This is a genomic window from Nitrosospira multiformis ATCC 25196 (genome assembly GCF_000196355.1).
Classification (GTDB): Bacteria; Pseudomonadota; Gammaproteobacteria; order Burkholderiales; family Nitrosomonadaceae; genus Nitrosospira; species Nitrosospira multiformis.
This window is the reverse complement of sequence record NC_007614.1, coordinates 41,919-65,408: the sequence shown is the minus strand read 5'-3', so window position 1 is coordinate 65,408 and position 23,490 is coordinate 41,919. Positions and strand designations below refer to the sequence as shown.

Below are 23,490 nucleotides of genomic sequence, written 5' to 3'. Positions count from 1 at the left end.
TTCACTTATTTCACTTTTACCAATCTGGCTCAAACCCAATAACCACGCCTTTCTTCACTTATTTCACTTATTTCACCCTAGGTATGTATATGTGTGGGATGGGCAGAACTGGACGGGGTTGCCAGCCAGAATTCACGGGTCCTTCCAGGAGGTTTTTTAGATGCGGCACGAACGACCCCAAAAAAGCGCTAGTGACTTTGAACTCATGGGGTGGTCGGTTCGGAGTGGTCTATGTGGTCAATAGGGTGGTCATTGGAGAGATTTACCAATGAGTGCGTCACACATCGAAGCAAATCATTGGAGGCAACTGGCAACGGGAGGTGAAACCCCACCAGGTAGACAGTGTGGACTTCCACCCGATATAGAGGAACACATCCGTGCGCTTACCGCACCTGATAGCGAATTGGTTCCTGCGGAAACTCTTCTGTGGGTTAGAGCCAAATTCCGTGAATACGTGAATGGGAAGCGCACGCTCGATGAAGTGATGAATCTTGCGCCTTCAGCGGCTCAACGTAATTGGCGAACTGTTGATAGATTCGAAGCACGGAATACCTGGCTCGTGCGTGCGTTTGAATTGATTGATGAACCTACCGATCACAAGCGCCGGCTTGAATTGAGCAAGCAAATTGACATCTTCCAGGAGGTCTTCTGGCCTCAGCTGGAGGAGCGCACGCTTCCGCCGGAAGATATGACTCCTTTTCGGCGTGCATTGTTCTTTGCCTTCAAGTTCGGTGGGGGCATGGTGCCTCGTGACTGGCGACAGCTGAGGAAGATAGTGCAGGAACATGCCGCAGCTTCATGCACCTCTTCCATCTTGTTGCACCTCCATGCCGATACGTACGATCAACCTCGATCGACTACTGCGATCAATCCCTCAACTCATATAGGAAAATCGTACATGGATATTTTGGGAAAACTAGCTGTTCTCACACTTCACGCTTGGGGCAGCTCAGAAGAGCTCCAGGCAAGACATGATCATGATCTTAGTGACTATCATGGCCGCATCCTTCGCCAAGCCATGGATTGCGATGATGAAAAAGGTGAACTGCCGCCTTTGATTACTGACGTGCTCAGCCAGGAGCAGATCGAAAACGCGCTTAGATCAGCCGGATTGCATATGTCTACGGATGCGAAAAGCTTATGAGTCTTCATACTGAACTCTTTGGCCGCCCCTGGGCATTGCACAAGGAAACTTTTGAAAGCCTGATCCGAAACGCACACGCTGCCGGTCCAGGCCTCAAGTTTCCGGCATCCCAACGCAAAAGTGTTTCGCAGGACGGCGTGGCAGTTATCGATATCACTGGCCCTATCACGCCACGCGCAAGCTTCCTCAGTCTGCTCTTTGGCGGCACAGATGTGGAAACCATCCAGCAGGACCTGAGCGCTGCCTTGGCTGACTCGTCCGTTAACAAGATCGTATTGAACATTGATTCGCCTGGAGGCGTGGTATCCGGAGTATCTCCGCTGGCGGACCAAATATTCTCGGCTCGATCCATCAAGCCAATAGAGTCTTTTGTTTCCGGAATGGGAGCTTCCGCTGCTTACTGGCTGGCAGCCGCTACCAGTCACATCACAATTTCCGATACAGCTCTGGTAGGCAGCATCGGGGTGGTTGGCACAGCCATTGATGACAAGGCGCGCCAGCAAATGCAGGGAGTCATTTTTCATCAGATCGTTTCTTCCAATGCACCCAAGAAAAGACCTGATCCGGCGACCCCTGAGGGGCTCCAGGTCCTGCAGAAAGAAATCGACAGTCTTGCCAGTGTATTTACCGCGAAGGTTGCACGGTATCGCGGAGTTAATGAAATGAAGGTCAACTCCGACTTCGGGCAAGGCGGGGTATTGGTTGGCGTTGAGGCAGTAAGGGCGGGACTGGCTGACGCCATTGGCACGTTTGAAAGTACCCTGGTTTCGTCTGGCGCAATGCCCAGCGCAGCCAGGGCAACGAAAAAGGAGGAGCAAATATCTATGTCCCTGGAAGAATCCTGCGCTGCCCAGTGGCGCAATGATCCGCAGATTCGTGAGGAATTCGTGACACTCGAGGGCTTCACGGCCTACACGCGCGCAGCTGCGGCAGGCAGCGTCAAGATATTACGTCGCGTGTAAGCGGTGGGTAAACAAACCTGAAAAGACAAAGGAATATCGATAATGTTTGATTGGTTAAAAGTAAAAAGCACTTTGGAAGACGCTCGTAACGAGTGCCAAAAGATGCGGGCAACAATAGGGAAGAATAAGCTCCGGATCGAGGAACTCAAAAACCTCCCTCCGCCTCGCGAAGAACTGGCGGATCTGCTTGCTGCCCGTATGGATCGGATTGCAGACCGCTATCCGCAAAAGTTGGCAGAAGCGGTGAAGCTTGTCACTAAAAATCCTTGCCACGGCAAAGACGCGGGTTGCAACTATGTCGGAGACAGAGGGAAAGTGGGGGGGCTTAAAATCCTGACAGCATGCGAACACGACCATCATGAAGCTACTGTATATGACCTCGAAGTAGCATTATTTTGGATGCTGGGCGACCAGCTAAAGGCAGGCCTGCGGAAAGCGGTACAAGAAATGGAATACCCGACCATTGTTGGACCTGCGATGCCAAAACGGATGACAGAAATAAATAATCTTATGGCCGAAAATACCAGTCTCCAAGCACAAATTGACCAGATCGAGACCGGGCTAACTGATGCTGGAGTGGTGCACACCGCTGTACAATCGCAAAAACCAGCTCGAAAGGGGGATACAGGAGTGTATCCACCTTTTTAACTAAAGCAGCTTAAACGCACCAGGTATAAGTAACCCCCTCATCTTAAAAAATGAGGGGGTTTTTGTTTGTCCAGGGAAAAGTGCAGACGTCTGCAAAAGTGCAGGTAGTTCACAAAAAAATTTCTAGTTCGCATTGACATGTCATAATGATATTTGCATACTAGGAGGTAGCCTTTTGGCCTATTTAACTAAGGAGAATTAAATGTTATCGCTTGATTGGTTTACCCTTGCTCGTGTGGCGTTGCTATATGATCTTCTCGGTGCATTGATCCTTGTTTGGGGGTTTGCTTCACAGGGGGAACAAGAGTATTCGGAAGCCGACGCGTTTTACAAGGAGGACGACCTTAAAAAGGTGGTCGCAACTAAGGTGGATTCTATCGTTGGCCTAAGTTTTATAGTGATGGGATTCTTTGGCCAACTTGTTGGCTCAGATAACGCTGTCTCAACCGCTTTTTTATCTTCTCAGGTGTATGTAATGTTTGCCCTCATTGGAGTTGCCCCTATTAAACCGGACAGGATGCGGTTAGTAACTGGCTGCGGATGAATTGTCTTGGCGACTTCATCTTCAGCCCCTTGTGAGGATGGAATTCATTGTAATCCTCGAACCATTGGTCAAGCTGCGCCATTACGGTTTTTGCGTCGGGACGATCATGGACATAGACGTAATCCCGCTTGAAGGTTTTGACGAAGGCCTCGGCCATACCGTTGGATTCGGGACTTCTGACGGGAGTAAAACAGCTGATGAAGCCCATATCCTTTGCAAAAGCAGTTGTCTCGCTGGCGGTGTAACAGCTGCCATTGTCGCTGAGCCACTCCACCCTGTGTGGGAGCAGGTCAACGGTGCCGAAGCGCCGCTCAACGGATTCAGTCATCAGATCGCGCACCATTTCCCCAGTAATGCCGCCAGTGGTGGCAACATGGCTGATGACTTCACGATCACAGCAATCCAGGGCGAAGGCAACACGCACTACTTGCCCATTCCAGCAGGGAATCTCAAAACCATCCGAACACCAGCGCAAATTGGAACGCAAGGTAATGACCTTGCCTTCATGAGACAGCACGCGCTGTTTGCCCGTATATCGGGCCAGCAGCAGGCCATTCTGGCGCATGATGCGATAGACCCGCTTGTGATTGACAGCAGGCTTGCCCATTCTCTCCAGTTTGCGGTTAAGGAGAGCGCAAATCCTTCTGTATCCGTAGGTCGCGCGGCAATCCACAATTTCGCGGATCAAGGGCAACAGCCAGGCATCATCAGCCTTGTTGTAGCGGCAACGAAAAGACTTTTCCTGCGGCTTCATCCGTTCCACAAGACGGGAGCGCGCCACACCCATGGTGTCTGCAATGGCCTTCATGGCAAATCGTCCGGTGGCAGCAAGGGCATGCGCGAGATCAGTTTTTTTTCATGCGCAAGCTTCACCGCTTCCGTGAGAATCTCGTTCTCCAGGGTTTTCTTGCCCAGAACCCGCTCCAACTCCCGGATCCGCTTCTTCAACTCTTTCACCTCGGCCGCAGACACTACCGCATCATCGCTACGAACAGCTTCCTTGCCTCCTTCAGTCATGAGCTTCCTCCAGCGAAATAACAAGCTCGGAGCAATACCATATTTTCGCGCCACATACGAGACACTCATGCCCGGCAAGCGGGATTCCTCAACAGCTTTTAATTTCTCACCCAGGCTCCAGCGCCTGCGGCGCTCGATCCCGGTGACGATTTCAATACGATCCAAACCTGAAGCACTATGCATAGCACCAGGCATATGCCTATCTCCTATCATCAGTGCATCTGTGTCCGGTTCAATTGGGGGCTACTACACTCATATTCTTGATGGGTGTAGGTGTGCCCTATTTGTTCCTCCGGAAACTCGTCTTTCGACGTTATTTGCTTTATATTGAAAAGGGCAAATCTGGTGGCTAATTCGTAGTGAACTGGATAAGGTGTGTACCCCCGTGTGTACCCATAGCAAAGATTGAGTATCTTAAAGCTAGTATCCATGAGCACCTGGGCTGTATAGTTCTAGTTCAGGTGCAATATCGAATAGCCGCAGGAAAATCGGTAGTTGAATGTATAAATAACATTGGTCATGTTTTTTGCCGCTACCGCGTGACTCCCCGCCGCAAATAGTCATCGTCCTGGATTGAAAACGGAAGTACCCGGTTTACCGGCTATTATTGGAATTATTGGATGATATGTGTAAATTCTTATGAGTGATTCCCTGCATCTCGTCTGCCCTCATTGTCACTCGATTAACCGTGTCCCCACTGCGCGCCTCGGCGAGCAGCCCAACTGCGGACAATGCCATCAGCCGATATTCGCCGGCCAGCCATTGGAATTAACCGGTTCAACCTTCGCACGCTACATTAATAAAAACGATGTTCCAGTGCTGGTCGATTTCTGGGCACCGTGGTGCGGACCCTGCAAAATGATGGCGCCAGCCTTCAAAGAAGCGGCGGCTCTGCTTGAGCCCCATGTTCGCCTCGCGAAGGTGAATACCGATGTGGAACAAACAGTCGGCGCGCAGTATCGCATTCGCAGTATTCCGACACTCATCCTGTTCAAGGACGGCCGGGAACTTGCGCGCCAGGCGGGCGCAATGACAACACAGGATATCGTGCGCTGGACGCGATCCCAGGCTTTGGGCTAGGCGAAGGGATAGAGGCGGGTAAAATCCTGAAACTCGTTGAGTTGTGGAAGCTGTTACACTCTGCTTTCGACCCTTGACCGGGCGGAAGCCTTCGGAAAGAGCGCGAGGCAATCAGAAACAAAAACCGTAACACTCACGTATTGCTGAAGAGGGATTTCAACAGGCCTGACCAATGACTACAACGCCGGGTACTCTCTATATCATCAGCGCGCCGTCGGGAGCTGGCAAGACCAGTCTGGTCAAGGCCCTGCTGCAAACGGGTATCGACCTCAGCCTGTCTATTTCATACACCTCACGGCAGCCTCGCCCCGAAGAAATGGACGGACGCGATTATCATTTCGTAACGCGCCAAGTATTCGAGCAGAAACTGCAAGAGGACGAGTTCCTGGAAAGCGCGGAACTCTACGGGAATTTCTACGGCACTTCGAAAAAATGGATCAATGAAACCATGACGTCGGGGCGCGACATTCTGCTGGAAATAGACAGTCAGGGGGCGCGTCAAGTGCGGGCGGTTTTCCCCGTGGCGGTGGGCATTTTTGTTTTGCCGCCATCACTCGAAGTACTGGAAATGCGCTTGCGCCAGCGAGCCCAGGACAGCCTCGAAGCGATCAGCCGCCGGCTGGCGGCGGCGCGTGAGGAGTTGAGTCATGCGGGAGAGTATAACTACATCATCATCAACGACAAGCTGGACAGGGCGTTGCAGGACCTGAAATGTATCATACAGGCGGAGCGCCTGAAAACGGCAAAGCAGCTTGTCCGCCACCATGGTCTGCTGGCGCAGCTTACCCGCACGTCCGTTTTATAAACCGCACAAGCACGCGGACATACCCACCTCTGCCTCCCCCGAAAGTTTCATAGAACCATCAGCGGTAGCAACAGCCTATACCTTTGTCGTGTAAAATGAAGTGCTTGAAATGCCCTCCGGGTTGCCTTTCCACAACCAGACACTCTATACTGTAATTTCCTTATATCCTGGTAAAGGAAATCATGGCACGCATCACTGTTGACGACTGTCTGAAAAAAATTCCCAATCGCTTCGATATGACCCTCGTTGCAACCATTCGGGCGCGCCAACTTTCAGTGGGCGGAAGCCCGATGGTGGAACCGGCGCGGGATAAACCGACCGTGATTGCGCTGCGGGAAATTTCACAAGGCCTGGTTGGAACGGATATCCTCACGACTGGCCCAATTTAGGTGTTCAAGTGCTACCGGTAAGGAAAAAAACCGGTTTCATCGCGTAACAAGTAGACTGACGATCAATCATCAAGTGAGGATACCGCTGCCATTCCGGAACGTATGTTAATGGAATGAAATGAAGGAAATGACGATGCAGGCGCGAGGTCTGTCCAGTTCTTCTGCTACTTTGCCCGAGGCGAGTTTCCTTTTTCACGAACTCTCCAGCTATCTCACGCGGGAAGACGTATCCGAGCTTCAGAACGCCTATCTCTTCAGTCAGAGCGCCCACTCGGGCCAATTCCGCCAATCCGGCGAACCTTATATCTCTCATCCCCTGGCAGTAGCCAGCATCCTGGGCAAACTGCGCCTCGACAGCCAGACGCTGGCGGCAGCGCTGCTGCACGACGTGATGGAAGATACGCACGTTTCCAAAGCTGAGATCGGGGATCGCTTTGGCAAGTCGGTCGCCGAACTGGTGGACGGTGTTTCCAAGCTGGACAAGATCGAATTCCAGAGCCACGCGGATGCGCAGGCGGAGAATTTCCGCAAAATGCTGCTGGCAATGGCGCGGGATGTGCGCGTCATTCTCATCAAGCTGGCGGATCGGTTGCACAATATGCGCACCCTGGAGGCCATGCGGCCGGAGAAAAAGCGGCGCATCGCCCGTGAAACCATGGAGATCTACGCGCCTATTGCCAATCGGCTTGGGCTCAACAATATTTACCATGAATTACAGGACTTAAGCTTCCGTTATCTGTATCCGAGGCGCTATCGGGTTCTGACCAACGCCACCAGGGCGGCGCGCGGAAACCGCCGCGAAATGGTGACGAAAATCCTCGAGACTATGAAGCAGCGCCTGAAGACCGCAGGGTTGGATGCGGAAGTAACCGGCCGCGAGAAACAGCTCTACAGCATCTACAAGAAGATGGTGGAGAAGCATCTTTCGTTTTCCGAGATTCTGGATATCTATGGTTTTCGCGTCATCGTAAAGGATGTGGCCTCGTGCTACATCGCGCTGGGCGCACTGCACAGCCTCTACAATCCCATTCCCGGGAAATTCAAGGATTACATCGCCATCCCCAAGGCCAACGGCTACCAGTCCCTGCACAGCACCTTATGGGGGCCTTACGGCACGCCGATCGAAATCCAGATCCGGACACCGGAAATGCACCGGATTGCAGAGGCCGGCGTTGCCTCGCACTGGCTCTACAAGAGCTCCGACGCGGATCTGAACGATTTGAACATGAAAACCCATCAGTGGTTGCAGAGCCTGCTCGAAACCATGAGTGATTCCACCGATTCGCTGGAATTTCTGGAACACATCAAGGTTGACCTGTTTCCCGGCGAGGTCTACGTCTTTACGCCCCAGGGCGAGATACTGGCACTGCCCAAGGGGTCGACTGCGGTGGATTTCGCCTATGCGGTGCATACGGACATCGGCGATTGTTGTGTTGCGGCAAAAATAAACGGGGAGAATGCGCCGCTGCGCACAGTGCTCAGAAGCGGAGACCGTGTGGAAATTGTAACCGCCTCCCATGCCAAGCCTAATCCGGCGTGGCTGAATTACGTCGTTACCGGCAAGGCGCGCTCGCATATCCGGCGTTTTCTCAAGACCATGCAATACGAGGAATCGGCGAAGCTCGGGGAGCGTCTGTTGAATCAGGCATTCGCCACGCTCAAGGTCGATCCGCAGACAATCAGCGAGGCGCAGTGGGAAAAACTGACGCGTGAAAGCGGCGCCAAATCCAGAACCGATTTGCTGGCGGATATGGGCCTGGGTAAGCATTTACCGGCAGTGATTGCACGGCGGCTTGCGGCTTCACCCGGCGAATCCACTCTCGGGGCGAGCGGAGCTACGGATGTCATCACGATACTCGGTACCGAGGGCATGGCCGTACAATTTGCCAGGTGCTGCCGGCCTATTCCCGGTGACCCGGTTATAGCGTTTATCAAGAAAGATCAGGGGCTCGTAATCCATACCGATGACTGTCCGGCAGTAACCAAAAACAAGGGCAGTTCGGACAATTGGCTGGATGTGGCCTGGGGCAAGGACATCGACCGGCAGTTCGAAGTGGGTATCAAGCTGATGGTGGCCAACCAGCGAGGAGTACTCGCCAGGGTGGCGGCAGCCATCGCTGATGCGGATTCCAATATCGATAATGTCGCCATGGAGGGCGATGGCGCATATACCAATATGAATTTCGTCTTGCAGGTACGCAATCGTCATCATCTGGCACAAGTGATTCGCAGTTTGAGGCGGATTCCTGAAGTGGCGAAGATCAGCCGCGTGAAGGAGTGACAGGAACGGCGAGCAAGCTTGTTTCTCCCCCGGACACCCATAACGGGGCGAGGATTGAAGCCCCTATGAAGGCGAGGCAGGGGAAGTCATGAACCCAAGGGGCAGAATGTTTGCCAAGCGGCCGGATGCAATATGAAAAAAGTATGACCTGTCTCGAAAGGATAGCTGAAAATGTGTGGCCGCTACGGCTTGAACCATCCTGATCCTGTATTGGCGGAGTGGTACCGCGCTTCATTCATGCCGGAACTGAAACCCCGCTACAACATTGCGCCCACCATGGAAATACTCGCCATACGCGATACTGACAGCGGCCGCATGGGCTCCATGATGCGCTGGGGCCTCATTCCTTACTGGATCAAGGATGTGAAGAAGCTGCCGGTATTGAATAATGCCAGGGCAGAAACGGTAGCCGAAAAACCTGCGTTCAGACAGCCCTTCCGCCAGCGGCGCTGCCTGATCCCCGCTTCCGGGTTCTTCGAATGGAAAACGGAGAGCCGGCGCAAGCAGCCGTACTTTATATCCAGCCGCGACGGCGCACCATTTTCATTCGCCGGCATATACGAAACCTGGGTCACCGATACGGGAGAAGCAAAAGAAAGTTGCGCCATCATCACGACCGGGTGCAATGCGCTGATGCAGCCGATCCATGATCGGATGCCGGTCATACTTCCCGAGGATGCCTGGGATACATGGCTTGACCCGGACCTGAGGAGGAATGAGATCCTGCTATCCCTGCTCAAGCCCTGTGATGAGAACAGGATGCAGGCATGGCCTGTAACCCAGGCAGTGGGCAAGGTAGTGAATCAGGGGGAAGAATTGTTTCGTCCGTTGATTTCAGAACAAGAGGGAGACTTTTTTGGCGCAAATTAAAATTAAAAATAATCAGATTATCGGCTCTTACATGATAGAGAATGGATTTCCTGAACTCTTCCTGCATCCCACACCTTCGCGAGCTCACGCTCCAAAGCAGAATGCTGCATTCTGTGCGCATTATCGCTAATATGATGGGCATAACGCTTGGCAGCCTCGATCCATACCAGAACCGAGGCGATGCCATGGAGTTCCAAGCGAAAATCCTTTGCGTACACAACCGCCGCATGAGTTATTTCCCCTAGAAGTTCCTTTTGGTCAGCATCGGTAAACGCGTCTTTAAGAGCGCTTTCAAGCATTCTGCGGAACCGGGAAGTCTTACTGAGTTCTTCAACCTGATGCTCATCAAATCGTCTTGATAGCGTATATCCACTCGGCTTGCCCGCTGCCTGGCGTAAATCCCCAACCCTCGTCCAGCGATCATAAATTTCGTACACTCTTTGATGGAAAGTAATGAGCTGATCCGGAAACTTCAGTGCTTCGATGTTTCCGAAATAACCTTCAGGACGGGGGAGCCAAGTCGAGCGCTCTGCACGAAGACTATGAAGAAACGATACGTAAGCATGTGTTTTAATCCCGAACGTATCGTAGAATCCGGTAAATGGAATAAGGGGTTGCGGAATTCGAGTACTGTATGCAAGCGCTTCTACTTCTTGCGCCAGCTTGGATACTTTTTCACAGTACTCATCATTCCACTCAGACTCCAAGCCTGCTGAGATTGGGCATTCATCCAATAACCCGACCAATCTTTCGAGGTTCCGAATCAGTTGGCCCAGTTGTTCAAGAGTGCTTTTCGTAATCGCGCCCAACACCGAGTTTGCATCCATCGCAACCTTCCAGCGTTCGTGCTCGAACCTCTCGCTTTCAGCCGAATCAAAGCAGCCGGTCTTATCGGTATTCGATGTGGCGTTACTAGAGCGTGTTCACAGTAGCCAGATGTAGGCGCAAGCCAGATGCAAGAAAGCATTGAAGCGGTTGGCGAGTTTGTCGTAGCGGGTCGCGAGGCGACGAAATTGTTTGAGCCGATTGAAGAATCGCTCCACCAGGTTACGCGCTTTGTACCGCTCCCGATCGAACTCGCGCGAGGCGCATCGGTTGCTCCGAGACGGGATGACGGCCTCAGCCCCCGTCTCGGTGATCACTGCGACGAACACGTGGCTGTCGTATCCCTTGTCGGCGACAACTGCATCAGTCTTGATGGAATTGATCAGTGCGGGCCCTTGTGTAATGTCGGCTACTTGGCCACCGGTGAGGATCAGGCGCAATGGATTGCCCAAGGCATCCACGCATGCATGGATCTTGGTAGTCAGCCCACCACGCGAGCGGCCGATCGCCTGATCGCTACCGTTTTTTTTGACGCGCCAGCCGAGTGCTGGTGCGCACGCACGACGGTTGAGTCGATGAATAGCTCTTCCAGATCGGCCTCGCCCTGGAGCGCTTCGGCAACACGCGACCACACGCCGTTGGCTTCCCAGCGCGCGAAGCGCACATACACCGAATGCCAGTTCCCAAACTTCGGCGGCAGGTCGCGCCAGGGGTTTCCAACCCGCGCCGTGTATAGCACCGCCTCAACGAACAACCGGTTATCCGCCGCTCGCCCTCCCTTGTCGGTTGGCTTGCCCGGCAATAGTCCCGAAATACGAGCCCACTGCGCATCGCTCAACATGTCCCGATCCATGACCCACATCCAAATTCCGGATGTAAACACAAATCAACTACTGTGAACAGGCCCTAAGCATGACTTCATTTTTTTTGCTTTGTTTAGCATTGCCGAACATCGCATTCTCCATCTTTCATACGGCTATCTTTCATACGCCAGAACAGGTGCCAGCCACGTCTCCGTTTCTTCCATCGTCCAGCCCTTGCGCCTTGCGTAATCCTCCACCTGATCCTTGCCGATCTTGCCAACTGCGAAATATCTGGCTTCCGGGTGGGAAAAGTAAAAGCCTGATACCGCGGCTGTGGGTACCATGGCAAAGGATTCAGTCACGATGATGCCAGCATTTTCAGGCGCTTTCAGCATTTCAAACAAAGGGCCCTTCTCGGTGTGATCCGGGCAGGCCGGGTAGCCGGGCGCCGGGCGAATGCCCTGATATTCTTCCGCAACCAGCTGCTCGTTGCTCAGGTTTTCATCTTTGACAAAGCCCCAGAATTCACGCCGTATCCGCCAGTGCATGTGTTCCGCAAAGGCTTCTGCCAGACGATCCGCCAGCGCTTTCAGGATAATTGCGCTGTAATCATCATGCGCCTCCTCGAACACCTTTAACTTTGCCTCGATGCCCATTCCCGCAGTCACCGCGAACGCGCCGATGGTATCGGTAATGCCGCTTTCCCTGGGGGCAATGAAATCCGCCAGGCACAGATTGGGCTTGCCGTCCGGTTTCATGGTCTGCTGGCGCAGGTTATGAAAGGTCATCGCTACCCGCTCGCGGGCTTTGTCCGTATAGATTTCGATATCGTCACTGTTGACTGTATTGGCTGGAAACAGGCCGAATACGGCATTTGCTGTAAGCCATTTCTGCTCCACGATCTTTTTCAGCATCACTTGCGCATCGCGGTAGAGATTGCTGGCGGCCTCGCCGACCACCTCATCCTCCAGAATGGCTGGGAAACGTCCCGACAGCTCCCATGCCTGAAAGAACGGCGTCCAGTCTATGAAGGGCACCAGTTTTTCCAGCGGATAGTTTCGCAAGGACCTCAAACCGGTAAAGCCGGGGGAAGGAGGGGAGTAGGTCTCCCAATCCGTTTTGAATGCGTTCTTGCGGGCGTCTGCAATGGATAGCATCGGCGCCGGCCCTTTCTTGTTTTTATGCTGCGCCCGTACCCTCTCATACTCGGTCTGGATTTGCTGAATATAGTCCGCCCGTAAATCCTCCGACAGCAGATTGCTGCATACGCCGACCGCGCGGCTGGCATCCGGCACCCATACGGTAACACCACTGTATTTGGGCGCCACCTTCACCGCCGTGTGCACGCGCGAGGTGGTGGCTCCGCCAATCAATAGCGGAATGGTAAAACCTTCGCGCTCCATCTCCTTTGCCACATGCGCCATTTCTTCCAGGGAGGGCGTAATCAAGCCGGACAAGCCGATCATGTCGGCATTTTCGCGTCTGGCAGTCTCCAGAATTTGGGCACTGGGGACCATCACCCCCATGTTCACTACTTCATAATTGTTGCACTGAAGCACCACGGTGACGATATTTTTGCCTATGTCATGCACATCGCCCTTGACGGTGGCAATGACGATCTTGCCCTTGGGTTTGGAATCCCCCGACAACTTCTTTTCCGCCTCGATGAAGGGCAGGAGGTGCGCCACCGCCTGTTTCATCACGCGCGCCGATTTCACCACCTGGGGCAGGAACATCTTGCCCGAGCCGAACAGATCGCCGACGACATTCATCCCGTTCATCAGCGGGCCTTCGATCACCTGAATCGGCCGTCCACCCTGTGCGGCTATTTCCTGCCGGGCTGCCTCGGTATCTTCCACGATATAGGTGGTAATTCCCTTGACCAGGGCATGCGTCAGCCGCTCCTGCAGCGAACCGTTTCGCCACGCAAGGTCTTCGGTGCTTTCCTTGCTTTGTCCCTTGAAGCTCTCGGCAAACTCCACGAGGCGCTCGGTGGCGGTAGTCTCTCCGTCTCCCGGAACGGGGCGGTTGAGCAATACATCCTCGACTCGCTCCAGCAGGTCCTTGGGGATATCGGAATAAACGCCGAGCTGACCAGCGTTCACGATGCCCATCGTCATCCCGGCGCGAACGGCATGGTAGAGAAAGGCAGTATGGATCGCTTCCCGCACGGGCTCATTGCCGCGGAAGGAGAAGGAAACATTTGAAACGCCGCCGCTCACCTTCGCATACGGCAGCTTTTCCTTGATGGCGCGGGTCGCTTCGATGAAATCCACGCCGTAATTATTGTGTTCTTCTATCCCGGTAGCGATTGCAAAGATATTCGGATCAAAGATGATGTCCTCAGGGGGGAAACCAACCTGATCAACAAGAATACGGTAGCAGCGCGCGCAAATCTCCACCTTGCGCGCCAAGGTGTCCGCCTGCCCGGTCTCGTCGAACGCCATCACGATGACCGCAGCGCCATAACGCCGGGCGAGTTTCGCATGTTCGATGAATTCGGCTTCACCTTCCTTGAGGCTGATGGAGTTGATGATAGGCTTGCCCTGCACGCACTTCAGCCCGGCTTCAATGACCGACCACTTGCTGGAGTCGATCATGATCGGCACACGGCTGATATCCGGCTCCGCAGCGACGAGGTTCAGGAAAGTAACCATCGCCTTCTGCGAATCGAGCATCGCCTCGTCCATGTTGATGTCGATGATCTGCGCCCCATTCTCGACCTGGCTGCGTCCGACGCTCAGTGCTTCCGCATAGTTGTTGCCGAGTATCAGGCGGGCAAAGGCTTTCGAACCGGTGACGTTGGTCCGCTCCCCGACGTTTACAAACAGGGAGTCATCACCGATGTTGAGCGGTTCAAGACCGGAAAGACGAAGCTTCTTTGGAACATCCGGCACGACCCGAGGTGGGATACTCCCTACGGCGTCTGCAATGGCTTTGATATGCGCAGGCGTGGTGCCGCAGCAACCGCCGACGATATTCACAAAACCGGCTTGCGCATACCCTTTGATCAATCCGGCAGTATATTCCGGGGATTCGTCATAGCCCGTCTCCGCCAGCGGATTGGGCAAGCCCGCGTTGGGGTGAGCACTCACATACACGCCTGCAACCCTGGAAAGCTCCTCGACGTAGGGGCGCATCAGCTCCGCCCCCAAGGCGCAGTTGAGGCCTACGGACAACGGACGGGCATGAGATACGGAGTTCCAGAATGCTTCCGGCGTCTGGCCGGAAAGCGTGCGTCCCGAAGCATCCGTTATCGTGGCCGAAATCATGATGGGAACACGTACCTGATGGGTTTCGAAATACCGGTCTATGGCAAACAGTGCCGCTTTCGCATTGAGGGTATCGAATATGGTTTCCACCAGCAGAATATCAGCTCCGCCGTCCAGCAGGCCGCGAATGGATTCGGAATAATCCTCCACCAGCTGGTCGAATGTGATGCCGCGGAAGCCGGGGTCGTTCACGTCGGGAGAAATCGAAGCGGTTTTGGTGGTCGGTCCCAGCACGCCCGCGACAAAGCGCGGCTTCTCTGGCGTCTTTGCTTCCATCGCTTGGGCTGCTTCCTTTGCCAGCCGGGCCCCGGCAAAGTTCAGCTCATACACCAGGTCCTGCATGTGGTAGTCGCCCATCGAGGCCGCGGTGGAATTGAAAGTGTTGGTTTCGACAATGTCTGCGCCTGCCTCCAGATAGGCTTCATGAATGGAACGGATCACCTGCGGCTGGGTGAGCGTCAGGAGATCGTTGTTGCCCCGGAGGTCATGCGGAAAATCGGCAAAGCGCTCCCCGCGATAGTCCTTTTCGCCAAGCTTATGGCTCTGAATCATGGTGCCCATGGCACCATCGAGCAGCAGGATGCGGCGAGCCAGCAGATCTTCCAGTAATTTGATGCGAGGGTGTTCGTTCATGGCAATACCAAAATTCGGGTGGAGCCTGGATTCTATCATGCCCTTCTCCACCATTCCCTCCGGCAGGCTCATGACAACCAACCGGCTGAGATGAGTATCTTGATAGCGGCAATGACGACTTCTGTCCGGATAAGGCGGGAATTCGATGGGAGCGGAACGTCATTAGACGAGTATTAGAGCAAGGCTGTCTCCCCGCTCCCATCGCCTTGTACCAAAGTACAGGGTGTACTTAAGTCCAATAGGAATCCGATGTGATGTAGATAAGATGGCACCAGGTTCTATTTTTTCACTATCCATGGGGGTAAGGTGAACAGATTTTTTCGCGACGCAATTGCATCTGGAGTATTGCTCTCTGCAATATCGGCTGCTCAGGCAACACCTATTTATATGACCGCCGATTTCTCCGGTGGAATTCTCACCACTAACGGGTTGGCTAACAGCCTGGGCTTGCAGCAGACCAGTACATGCAGCGGTTGCGCTGCTGGCAGCGTTAGCGGAAAAGTATTATTCGATCAAAGCCTCATCCCCGGGAGTGGTACCGGTACTGTGAACATTGCGCTCGCAGCAGTTACCGGCGCCTCGAACAGCACCATTTTCGACATAGACTTTGGAAGTCGACCGTTGGGTTTCGAGTTCGGAAATGGGGATGTGCTGGGTGGCCCATCCATACAATTCAATAATGGCGTGTTCAACGGGTTTTTCTTCGTGAAAGATTTTGTGGCCGATGGAAAAACCTACGAACTCAGCATGCAGGGTGCGAACTGGACCATGAATTGGTTAAAAAGCAATTCCTCTTCGCAGCTTGTTGCCGCAGGGTACCTGAACGTGGGTAATCAGGGGCTGACGAGCCAGGCATATTTTGACCCCTCACTGCCAGCTACGGAGCTGCCGAATAACAGAATTCCGGAGCCCACAGTTCTTGCGCTTGTCATGGTCGGCATGTTAGGTATTTTTATGACTCGCCGGCATAAACAGACGTACGCAGCTGCGTAACCAAGGCAGTTTCCAGCTTACTTATCGACGTTCATATAACGGTTAGTGGCGACCCCCTGATCAACCTCATTATCTTTACCGATGAACTCTGCAGCGGTAACAGTGTGAGGGGACACGGTCAGGGGGAAGCACGGTCAAATCCCGTCCTATACCCATATCTTTCGTTTCTCGACCAGCAAAAGACCGGATGTTGATTCGAGGCCAAATTTATCCTACAGCTTGGGGCGGGCCAACTTGCGCAAAGCCACGTAGAAAACCGGGGTAAGGAACAATCCGAATAGAGTCACACCGAGCATCCCGGCAAAGACAGTTATACCCGTTGCGTAGCGCACCTCGCTACCTGCACCCTGACTGAGCACTAGGGGAACAGATCCAGCGATGAAGGCGATCGAAGTCATCACAATCGGCCGAAGTCGAAGGCGGCAGGCTTCCAGTGCGGCTTCGATGGTATCCTTGCCCTGAATCTCCAGTTCTCGTGCAAACTCAACGATCAGGATGGCATTCTTGCATGCCAGACCCATCAGTACGACCAGTCCCACCTGTACGAATATATTGTTGTCCCCGCCTGTGAGCCAGATCCCGAAAAGCGCGGCGCACATGCATACCGGCACGATCAGGATGACTGCCAAGGGTAATGTCCAGCTCTCATAGAGGGCGGCCAGCACCAGAAAGGCCAGCATGATCGATAATGGGAAGACGATGACTGCCGCGTTGCCCTGGGTGACCTGCTGATAGCTCAAGTCGGTCCATTCCAGGGTAATGCCGGGGGGCAGTACCTCCGTAGCAATTTCCGATAGCTTGGCGATGACTTGTCCCGAGGAAAGTACGCGGGGATCCGCATCCCCGATAAGGTCGGCAGCGGGATAACCGTTGTAGCGGATGACGGGATCCGGACCAAAAGTATGTTGAATCGTCACCATCGACCCTAGCGGAACCATTTCTCCTCGACTATTGCGTGTATACAGATTGTTGATGTCTTCAGCATTCTGGCGGAAAGCTGCATCCGCCTGTGCCATCACCCGATAGACGCGACCGTATAGATTGAAATCGTTGATGTAGAAGGATCCAAGGTAGACCTGCAACGTATTGAAGAGGTCCGTCAAATTTACTCCCTGGGCCTTGGCTTTGACCCGATCCACCTTGACCTCAAGTTGCGGGACGTTGGCCTGGTATGAGCTGACAGGAAAAGTCATGCCTGGCGTCTGCGCAATCGCGTTCTGGAATTTTGTGGTTGCGCTTTGCAACGCCCCATATCCCAGACCGCCGCGATCGACCAAATAGAGCGAATAGCCCGACCCATTGCCCAGTCCTTGAATAGGCGGAGGCAGTAATGCATAGGCTTGCCCGTCCTTGATGTCGGCAAGCCTGGCATTCAGTTCAGCGGTGATGGATTCTGCGGAACGCCGGCGTTGATCAAAAGGCTTGAGGATAACGTAGGAGGCCGCCTGATTGGGCGTGTTGACTGACTGCAACGCATTCATGCCAACATAGCTTTCGGTCATTTCCACGCCTTCGATACTGCTGGCAAGGTCGTTTAATTGACGTGTGACGGCGTCAGTACGGGCAAGCGAAGCGCCCTCCGGCAATTTGGCGCCTGCAAAGAGGTAGAGCTTGTCCTGATTTGGAATAAAGCCGGTCGGCACGATATGGAATAGCATGACTGTTGCGAGCAATAGTCCTGCATAGACGGTAAACACCCTGCCGCGCTGGCCCAGTGTTCGGGCTACCGTGCTCTGGTATTTGCCGGAGCTGCGAAGAAACAGCCGATTGAACGGATGGAACAACCATCCCAGGCTGCGCTCGAGCACTCGGGTAGGCGCATCCTTCGGAGCATCATGTCCTCTGAGCAGTTTTGCCGCCAGTGCCGGGGACAGTGTGAGCGAATTGATCGCGGAAATGACGGTGGATATGGCGATGGTGACGGCAAACTGCTTGTAGAACTCCCCCGTGACACCGCTCAGGAAGGCCATGGGCACGAACACGGCGCATAGCACCAGCGCAATGGCGATGATCGGACCGGAGACTTCCTTCATGGCCTGGTGTGCTGCCGCGAGAGGACTCAGACCTTCCTCGATATTGCGCTCAACGTTCTCCACGACGACGATCGCATCGTCGACGACAATCCCCACTGCCAGGACCAGTCCGAACAATGTCAGCGTATTGATGGAATATCCGAGAAGGTAGAGCCAGGCAAACGTGCCGATAATCGAGACCGGCACCGCAATCAGGGGGATGATCGATGCGCGCCAAGTCTGCAGAAAGAGAATGACCACCAGCACGACCAGGAAGACCGCTTCGATCAGTGTTTGACCCACGGCCCGGATGGAATCCCGGACAAAAACATTGGGGTCCCACACCACCCGATACTCGATACCCGGAGGAAAGCTTGCTGCAAGTTCTTCAAACTTGGCATAGACCGTCCTGGCCACCTCCAGGGAGTTCGCGCCGGGAGTCAGAAAAATTCCGGCGCTAGTGCTGCCCCTGTTATCGATCATGGCATGGAGCGTGTAATCGCTGGAGCCGAGCTCGACGCGCCCAACATCCGCCAGGCGGACCAATTGGCCATCATCGGCACTTTTCAGGACAATGTCGCCGAATTCCTGCTCGCTGCGAAGCCGTCCACGAACATTGATCGGAACGAGGAAATCCGCGCTCCTGGGTGATGGCTGGGCGCCCAGTTGACCTGCGGATACCTGAACGTTCTGCTCGCGAACGGCATCCACCACATCGCTGGCTGTCAAGCCACGTGCGGCGAGCTTGTTCGGGTCGAGCCACAGGCGCATCGCATAATCGCCTTCCCCGTACAATCCGACGTTGCCAACCCCCTTCAGGCGCGAAAGCTGGTCCTTGATATTCAGCGTCATATAGTTGCGCAGATAGACCGCGTCGTAGCGACCGTCGGGTGAAGAAAGATTCACGTACATGAGCGGAGTCGGGGATTGCTTCTGCGTGGTTACGCCATACTGGCGTACGTCGTTGGGCAGACGGGACAGGGCTTGGGCGACGCGATTCTGTACGCGGACGGCCGCGGTATCGGGATCGATGCCGGGCGTGAAGGTGATCGTCACTTGCAGGCTTCCATCGGAGCCCGCAACGGACTTCATATACATGATGCCTTCGACGCTGTTGATCGCTTCTTCCAGGGGAACGGCGATTGAATCCGCGATCTCTTTGGGATTGGCGCCGTGATACATTGCACGCACAACCACGCTTGGAGGCACCACTTCCGGATACTCGCCCGCAGGCAGGAGCGGGATGGCGATGAGTCCCGCCGCGAAAATAACGATCGAAAGAACGATGGCAAATATGGGACGGTCGATGAAGAACCTGGAAAAGTCCATACCGTTCCCTTATTCCGTTGCTTTCAGGAGCGTAGAGGGGGGAATAGCCGCTCTCGTTTCCATGGCGACGTGCTGGGGCTTTACGGTCATCCCGTCGTGAAAGATCTTCTGCGCGCCGATGACGATGATCTTGTCCGTCGTGTCGAGGCCGGACTGTACGATACGGAGGCCATCCACCTGCCGACCCAATGTGATGTTCTTGCGGAGCGCCTTGTTGCCCTCCCCCAATACATAGACATATTTGCGGTCCTGGTCGGTCAGGATGGCTTTATCGTCGATCAGGAGTGCATGCAACACATCGCCGCCTTGCAGCTGCACTCGAGCGTGAAGACCAGGTGTCAGCGCCCGGTCGGCGTTCGCAACGACAGCGCGGACACGAATTGTTCCCGTTGCGGGATTGAGTTGATTGTCGAAGAAATCTACAGTCCCGTGATGCGAAAAACCTTCCTCATTGGCCAGACGGATGCGGACCGGATAAACATTGCTCTCGCGATCGTTCTTGCGCGCGAATTCCTTGTAGCGCAGGAAGTTATGTTCATCGCAGTCGAAGTACACGTACATCGGATCCTGCGAGACCAGGGTTGTCAGGATCGACTGGTCAGCCTGCGCAAGATTGCCGGCAGTCAGGTATGCTCGCCCCACGCGGCCTGCGATCGGTGCTCGAACCTCGGTAAAATTGAGGTTGAGCTTGGCTGTGGCTACAGCGGCTTCCGCTGCGCGCACCTCGGCAATCGTCTGGTTCAACTCCGTTTGCCTGCCGTTGAATTCTTCGCGCGACATGGCCTGTGCTGCGAACAGTGCCTGCGCGTGCTCAGTCCTGCTTTGGGCGAGATTTGCAGCCGCCCGCGCATGTTCGAGCTGCGCCTGCGCACTCTGGAGTGCGTTGCGGTACGGACGGGGATCGATGACAAAGAGAAGATCGCCAGGTTTGACCTCGCTACCCTCCTTATAGGCAACCCGATCGATGTAGCCACTGACCCGAGGACGCAACTCTACAGTCGGGACCGCACGGACACGTCCATTGAATTCGTCCCATGCTCGCACGGAGCGCGACAGGACGTCCGCAACCGCAACATCGGGTGGGGGCGGCTCGACCGAAGTGCTGGATTCCGTATTGCTGCATGCGGCAAGGAAGATTGTCGAGAGAGCAATGAAAATGGTCGTAATAAGGTTTATGAAACGCATGTCTCCGGGGAAAGGAAGTTGATCCGGCCTTCTTCGGCGGCTTTTAGCACGTACGCCTGACAGTACCTGCTTCAAACGACTTGACGGGAGGCCAGCATAATGAAGAAACGGCTTTAGCGGGGCCCGGAATAATGGCGGATCCGAGGCCTGACGTTGCAATGACTGAGTTATGGTTTTCTTGTCATCTCGATCAATTGGGAATGCAGATGCAGTGCTTCGCGTTTGGTCGCCACCCGTTCCTCCTCATCGAGCAGGCCTGCCAGCCAAAGTCCGTCAACGGCATAACGGGCCAGCCGCATTTCGGGGGCGGAATCAGTATCCCGGTGTTGTTCCAGGCTCTGTTCCAGCCACTGCGTCCACCGTTTCTTCAAGCCGGGCTCGGTCAGCATCGCCATCATGAGGGCCGCCCACTGAATGAAATCATCCTTCTCGATCAGCTCCAGCGTCGCGGTGATGTAAGCGCGGGTAAAGCAGCCGGATGGTTCAGGGTCGAGCTTCATTGCCTGCTTGATGCTCGTATCGAAGGCTTGCAGGCGCTCGCTGAAGATTTCCTCGATAAGCGCCTGCTTGGTTGAAAAGTGATGCAGCAACCCTCCCTTGGTTACGTCTGCCGCATCCGCCACCGCTTGTAGTGTCAAACCCGCCACACCTTGCTCCACACAGAGACGGGCACCGTTATCCAGTAACCTGCGACGAACGAGAGCGGGCTGCTTCTTGCGTTGATTGCGTTGATTAGCATTGGTCATCTTTAAAATGATACCATCTGGACGGTATCTTTTAAATAAACATCCAGCAGGGATTTCAAGAATACTCTCAGGTTATCTTAGGAACCGTTCGCTATCCGCCCCTTCTTTCTCGCCTGTTACGGAATCTCTGACGCCACATGGGAGAGTGAGAAGCGATAGCGTTCAAGTGTATGTCAGAAACAGCAAAGGAATTTATATTGAACCAGACAGTTATACCGCAACTGCGGATAATCAGCGCCACTGTTAGCCTGCCGTTTTATGTGGAGGGCTTGGGCTTCAGCGTTGATTGGAAGCATCAGTTCGAGCCAGGCTTTCCTCTATTTATACAATTGACCAGGAAAGATCAGGTTATTTTTCTGACGGAACATACTGGAGACTGTCAGGGGGGTGGCGCGATCTACTTCATAGTTCCCAATGTTGACAACTGCTATGGTGAATTTACTGGTCGAGGCATTACCACTATTGAAGCGCCCCAAGACACTCCATGGGGGACCCGAGAAATGGTGGTAACAGATCCGGACGGTAACCGTTTGAGATTCGTAACGCACTGACCCCATCGCCCCCTTGGAAATTCCAACCTACCAGATAAGGAATATGCGAACGCTTTGAGCAATCACCGAGGTGATGCCTCGCTTAAATATCTCCATAAATGAAGAAAACCAGTCAGGACAGATAAAGTTTTCTTCCTGGTTTTTACCCTTCCAAAAGGATGGAACCGGAAGGCTATCATTGCTGTCGATAGAAGCGTATCCAGTCTGCTGCTTGGCAGTACCCTGGCGCCTGACCTTCGAATCCCCTGTTTTTCGTTTTCCAAACTGCTTGACATACTGACTTTGTTACAACCAGCCTGCGACAGGAGTAACCATATGTCATTCTCTCCGAATAAGGAGGAGTTGCGGCCCCAGGCGGTGGAAATTCTGGCGGCGCAAGCGGCGGCCGCGGGGTTGATCTATGTCTCCGGCGATGAGCCTGGGATCAGAAGGTTGGCCTCCGGCGAGGGATTTCGTTATGTCGGTCCGGATGAAAAGCCCTTGAGTGATAAGGGCGAGCTTGAGCGCATTGCCCGGCTCGCCATTCCTCCCGCTTATACCGACGTCTGGATTTGCCCTCATCCTCTGGGCCACTTGCAGGCCACCGGACTGGATGCGCGCAGCCGCAAGCAGTACCGCTACCATTCCGATTGGCGCGCGGTGCGGGACAGCATCAAATTTGACCGCATGGTGGAATTCGGCGAAGCTTTACCTCAACTGCGTGAGCGTGTACACCTTGATCTGAAAAAACGAGGTTTGCCGCAAAAAAAGGTTGTTGCTGCAATAGTGAGACTGCTTGATACGACGCAAGTGCGCATCGGTAACCTGTCTTACGCCCGCGATAACCACAGTTTCGGACTTACAACCCTGCGCAAGCGGCATCTTGCCTTCATCAACCCCAGGCGCGCATTATTGAAATTCCGGGGCAAGAGCCGGGTCGAGCACGAAGTCACGATCGGTGACAGGCGCATCATCACCATTATCCGGGCTTGCCAAGAGCTGAGGGGCCAGCATCTTTTCCAGTACCTGGATGAGAGCGGCAAGCGACGGCCGGTCGGAGCGGAGCAGGTAAACGCCTACCTCCACGAAGTCATGGAAGCCGAATTTACCGCGAAGGATTTCCGAACATGGAGCGGAACCTTGCGGGCGTTCGAAATCATGCTCAATACGCCGTTGCCTGAATTCCCGACCAAGCGCGCTCTCAAGGCCGGCATCGTTGCGGCGATACGGCAAGTCGCGGAAGATCTGCGCAATACCCCTGCCGTCTGCCGGAAATCCTACATCAATCCGGCGGTGTTTTCTGCCTGGCAGAAAGGCGATCTTCATCGCTGCGTGCAGGAAATGGAAGAAGCGGCGCATGCCGCCCATGACCCGCTCGAGTCTGCCGTGCTGTCTTTTCTGCGGAAACAAAAGACTGGATAA

Annotated in this window: 18 protein-coding genes and 1 pseudogene; 12 read left to right on the top strand and 7 right to left on the bottom strand. The window is 54.2% G+C overall.

Going from position 1 to position 23,490, the window contains the following annotated elements:
• Positions 1-403: 403 nt before the first annotated feature.
• The 4 genes from NMUL_RS00300 to NMUL_RS00285 all read left to right on the top strand — a co-directional run bounded on the left by NMUL_RS00300 (position 404) and on the right by NMUL_RS00285 (position 3,298).
• Positions 404-1,144: a hypothetical protein gene (locus tag NMUL_RS00300; RefSeq protein WP_041352299.1), complete on the top strand. Its 741-nt coding sequence runs from the start codon at positions 404-406 to the stop codon at positions 1,142-1,144.
• Positions 1,141-2,106 (top strand): S49 family peptidase, encoded by a 966-nt coding sequence (locus tag NMUL_RS00295; protein WP_011379421.1) that lies wholly within the window; start codon positions 1,141-1,143, stop codon positions 2,104-2,106. Before NMUL_RS00300 ends, NMUL_RS00295 begins: the two co-directional genes overlap by 4 nt.
• 42 nt (positions 2,107-2,148) lie before the next feature.
• Complete coding sequence (locus NMUL_RS00290) at positions 2,149-2,754, top strand: hypothetical protein (RefSeq protein WP_011379420.1); 606 nt, start codon at positions 2,149-2,151, stop codon at positions 2,752-2,754.
• Positions 2,755-2,956: 202 nt separating this feature from the next.
• Positions 2,957-3,298: a hypothetical protein gene (locus tag NMUL_RS00285; protein ID WP_041352298.1), complete on the top strand. Its 342-nt coding sequence runs from the start codon at positions 2,957-2,959 to the stop codon at positions 3,296-3,298.
• Here NMUL_RS00285 and NMUL_RS00280 read toward each other — a convergent pair.
• Positions 3,258-4,510 (bottom strand): IS3-like element ISNmu3 family transposase gene (locus NMUL_RS00280; protein WP_148235530.1). Its coding sequence is split into 2 segments (ribosomal slippage): positions 3,258-4,156 and positions 4,156-4,510, totalling 1,254 coding nucleotides; the frame shifts between segments, so codons are not numbered across the junction. The genes NMUL_RS00285 and NMUL_RS00280 overlap by 41 nt on opposite strands.
• Before the next feature lie 444 nt (positions 4,511-4,954).
• Here NMUL_RS00280 and trxC point away from each other — a divergent pair.
• The 5 genes from trxC (at position 4,955) to NMUL_RS00250 (ending at position 9,740) form a co-directional block, all read left to right on the top strand.
• Positions 4,955-5,395, top strand: coding sequence for a thioredoxin TrxC (gene trxC / locus NMUL_RS00270; RefSeq protein WP_011379417.1), 441 nt, complete (start codon positions 4,955-4,957; stop codon positions 5,393-5,395).
• A gap of 172 nt (positions 5,396-5,567) precedes the next feature.
• A complete protein-coding gene (gene gmk / locus NMUL_RS00265; protein ID WP_011379416.1) occupies positions 5,568-6,200 on the top strand; it encodes a guanylate kinase in 633 nt (210 codons plus the stop codon).
• 182 nt (positions 6,201-6,382) lie between these two features.
• Complete coding sequence (gene rpoZ, locus NMUL_RS00260) at positions 6,383-6,589, top strand: DNA-directed RNA polymerase subunit omega (protein WP_011379415.1); 207 nt, start codon at positions 6,383-6,385, stop codon at positions 6,587-6,589.
• Positions 6,590-6,722: 133 nt separating this feature from the next.
• Positions 6,723-8,870, top strand: a complete 2,148-nt coding sequence (locus tag NMUL_RS00255; RefSeq protein WP_011379414.1) for a RelA/SpoT family protein — start codon at positions 6,723-6,725, stop codon at positions 8,868-8,870.
• 171 nt (positions 8,871-9,041) lie between these two features.
• On the top strand, positions 9,042-9,740 hold the full coding sequence (locus tag NMUL_RS00250) for an SOS response-associated peptidase (protein WP_011379413.1): 699 nt from the start codon (positions 9,042-9,044) through the stop codon (positions 9,738-9,740).
• 17 nt (positions 9,741-9,757) lie between these two features.
• On the opposite strand, the gene NMUL_RS00245 is transcribed toward NMUL_RS00250, so the two are convergent.
• From NMUL_RS00245 to metH, 3 genes and pseudogenes are all read right to left on the bottom strand, one after another.
• On the bottom strand, positions 9,758-10,567 hold the full coding sequence (locus NMUL_RS00245; protein WP_011379412.1) for a hypothetical protein: 810 nt from the start codon (positions 10,565-10,567) through the stop codon (positions 9,758-9,760).
• A gap of 96 nt (positions 10,568-10,663) precedes the next feature.
• Positions 10,664-11,406: pseudogene (locus NMUL_RS15110) on the bottom strand (IS5 family transposase).
• 135 nt (positions 11,407-11,541) lie between these two features.
• Positions 11,542-15,312 carry a methionine synthase gene (metH, locus tag NMUL_RS00230; protein ID WP_419185219.1) on the bottom strand — a complete coding sequence of 1,257 codons (3,771 nt, stop codon included), beginning with the start codon at positions 15,310-15,312 and terminating at the stop codon, positions 11,542-11,544.
• 267 nt (positions 15,313-15,579) lie between these two features.
• On the opposite strand from metH, the gene NMUL_RS00225 reads away from it, so the two are divergent.
• Complete coding sequence (locus NMUL_RS00225; protein ID WP_011379408.1) at positions 15,580-16,266, top strand: PEP-CTERM sorting domain-containing protein; 687 nt, start codon at positions 15,580-15,582, stop codon at positions 16,264-16,266.
• Positions 16,267-16,478: 212 nt separating this feature from the next.
• Here the strand turns inward: NMUL_RS00225 and NMUL_RS00220 are convergent, their stop codons facing one another.
• The 3 genes from NMUL_RS00220 to NMUL_RS00210 form a co-directional block, all read right to left on the bottom strand.
• A complete protein-coding gene (locus NMUL_RS00220) occupies positions 16,479-19,607 on the bottom strand; it encodes an efflux RND transporter permease subunit (protein WP_011379407.1) in 3,129 nt (1,042 codons plus the stop codon).
• A gap of 9 nt (positions 19,608-19,616) precedes the next feature.
• Complete coding sequence (locus NMUL_RS00215) at positions 19,617-20,792, bottom strand: efflux RND transporter periplasmic adaptor subunit (protein ID WP_011379406.1); 1,176 nt, start codon at positions 20,790-20,792, stop codon at positions 19,617-19,619.
• A 167-nt stretch (positions 20,793-20,959) separates the two neighbouring features.
• A complete protein-coding gene (locus NMUL_RS00210; RefSeq protein WP_011379405.1) occupies positions 20,960-21,538 on the bottom strand; it encodes a TetR/AcrR family transcriptional regulator in 579 nt (192 codons plus the stop codon).
• A 197-nt stretch (positions 21,539-21,735) separates the two neighbouring features.
• Between NMUL_RS00210 and NMUL_RS00205 the strand changes: the two genes are divergently transcribed.
• Both NMUL_RS00205 and NMUL_RS00200 read left to right on the top strand, forming a co-directional pair.
• The gene (locus NMUL_RS00205; RefSeq protein ID WP_041352297.1) at positions 21,736-22,089 is read left to right on the top strand and encodes a bleomycin resistance protein; all 354 of its coding nucleotides are present in this window, start codon (positions 21,736-21,738) and stop codon (positions 22,087-22,089) included.
• 315 nt (positions 22,090-22,404) lie between these two features.
• A complete protein-coding gene (locus NMUL_RS00200) occupies positions 22,405-23,490 on the top strand; it encodes a DNA topoisomerase IB (protein WP_011379403.1) in 1,086 nt (361 codons plus the stop codon).

Bases quoted from the DNA above. Each gene is read 5' to 3' on its own strand.
- NMUL_RS00295 (WP_011379421.1), top strand. From the start codon at position 1,141: ATGAGTCTTCATACTGAACTCTTTGGCCGCCCCTGGGCATTGCACAAG.
- NMUL_RS00210 (WP_011379405.1), bottom strand. From the start codon at position 21,538: ATGACCAATGCTAATCAACGCAATCAACGCAAGAAGCAGCCCGCTCTC.
- NMUL_RS00215 (WP_011379406.1), bottom strand. From the start codon at position 20,792: ATGCGTTTCATAAACCTTATTACGACCATTTTCATTGCTCTCTCGACA.
- NMUL_RS00200 (WP_011379403.1), top strand. From the start codon at position 22,405: ATGTCATTCTCTCCGAATAAGGAGGAGTTGCGGCCCCAGGCGGTGGAA.
- rpoZ (WP_011379415.1), top strand. From the start codon at position 6,383: ATGGCACGCATCACTGTTGACGACTGTCTGAAAAAAATTCCCAATCGC.
- NMUL_RS00285 (WP_041352298.1), top strand. From the start codon at position 2,957: ATGTTATCGCTTGATTGGTTTACCCTTGCTCGTGTGGCGTTGCTATAT.
- NMUL_RS00290 (WP_011379420.1), top strand. From the start codon at position 2,149: ATGTTTGATTGGTTAAAAGTAAAAAGCACTTTGGAAGACGCTCGTAAC.
- NMUL_RS00250 (WP_011379413.1), top strand. From the start codon at position 9,042: ATGTGTGGCCGCTACGGCTTGAACCATCCTGATCCTGTATTGGCGGAG.
- NMUL_RS00220 (WP_011379407.1), bottom strand. From the start codon at position 19,607: ATGGACTTTTCCAGGTTCTTCATCGACCGTCCCATATTTGCCATCGTT.
- NMUL_RS00245 (WP_011379412.1), bottom strand. From the start codon at position 10,567: ATGGATGCAAACTCGGTGTTGGGCGCGATTACGAAAAGCACTCTTGAA.
- NMUL_RS00255 (WP_011379414.1), top strand. From the start codon at position 6,723: ATGCAGGCGCGAGGTCTGTCCAGTTCTTCTGCTACTTTGCCCGAGGCG.
- gmk (WP_011379416.1), top strand. From the start codon at position 5,568: ATGACTACAACGCCGGGTACTCTCTATATCATCAGCGCGCCGTCGGGA.
- metH (WP_419185219.1), bottom strand. From the start codon at position 15,312: ATGATAGAATCCAGGCTCCACCCGAATTTTGGTATTGCCATGAACGAA.
- trxC (WP_011379417.1), top strand. From the start codon at position 4,955: ATGAGTGATTCCCTGCATCTCGTCTGCCCTCATTGTCACTCGATTAAC.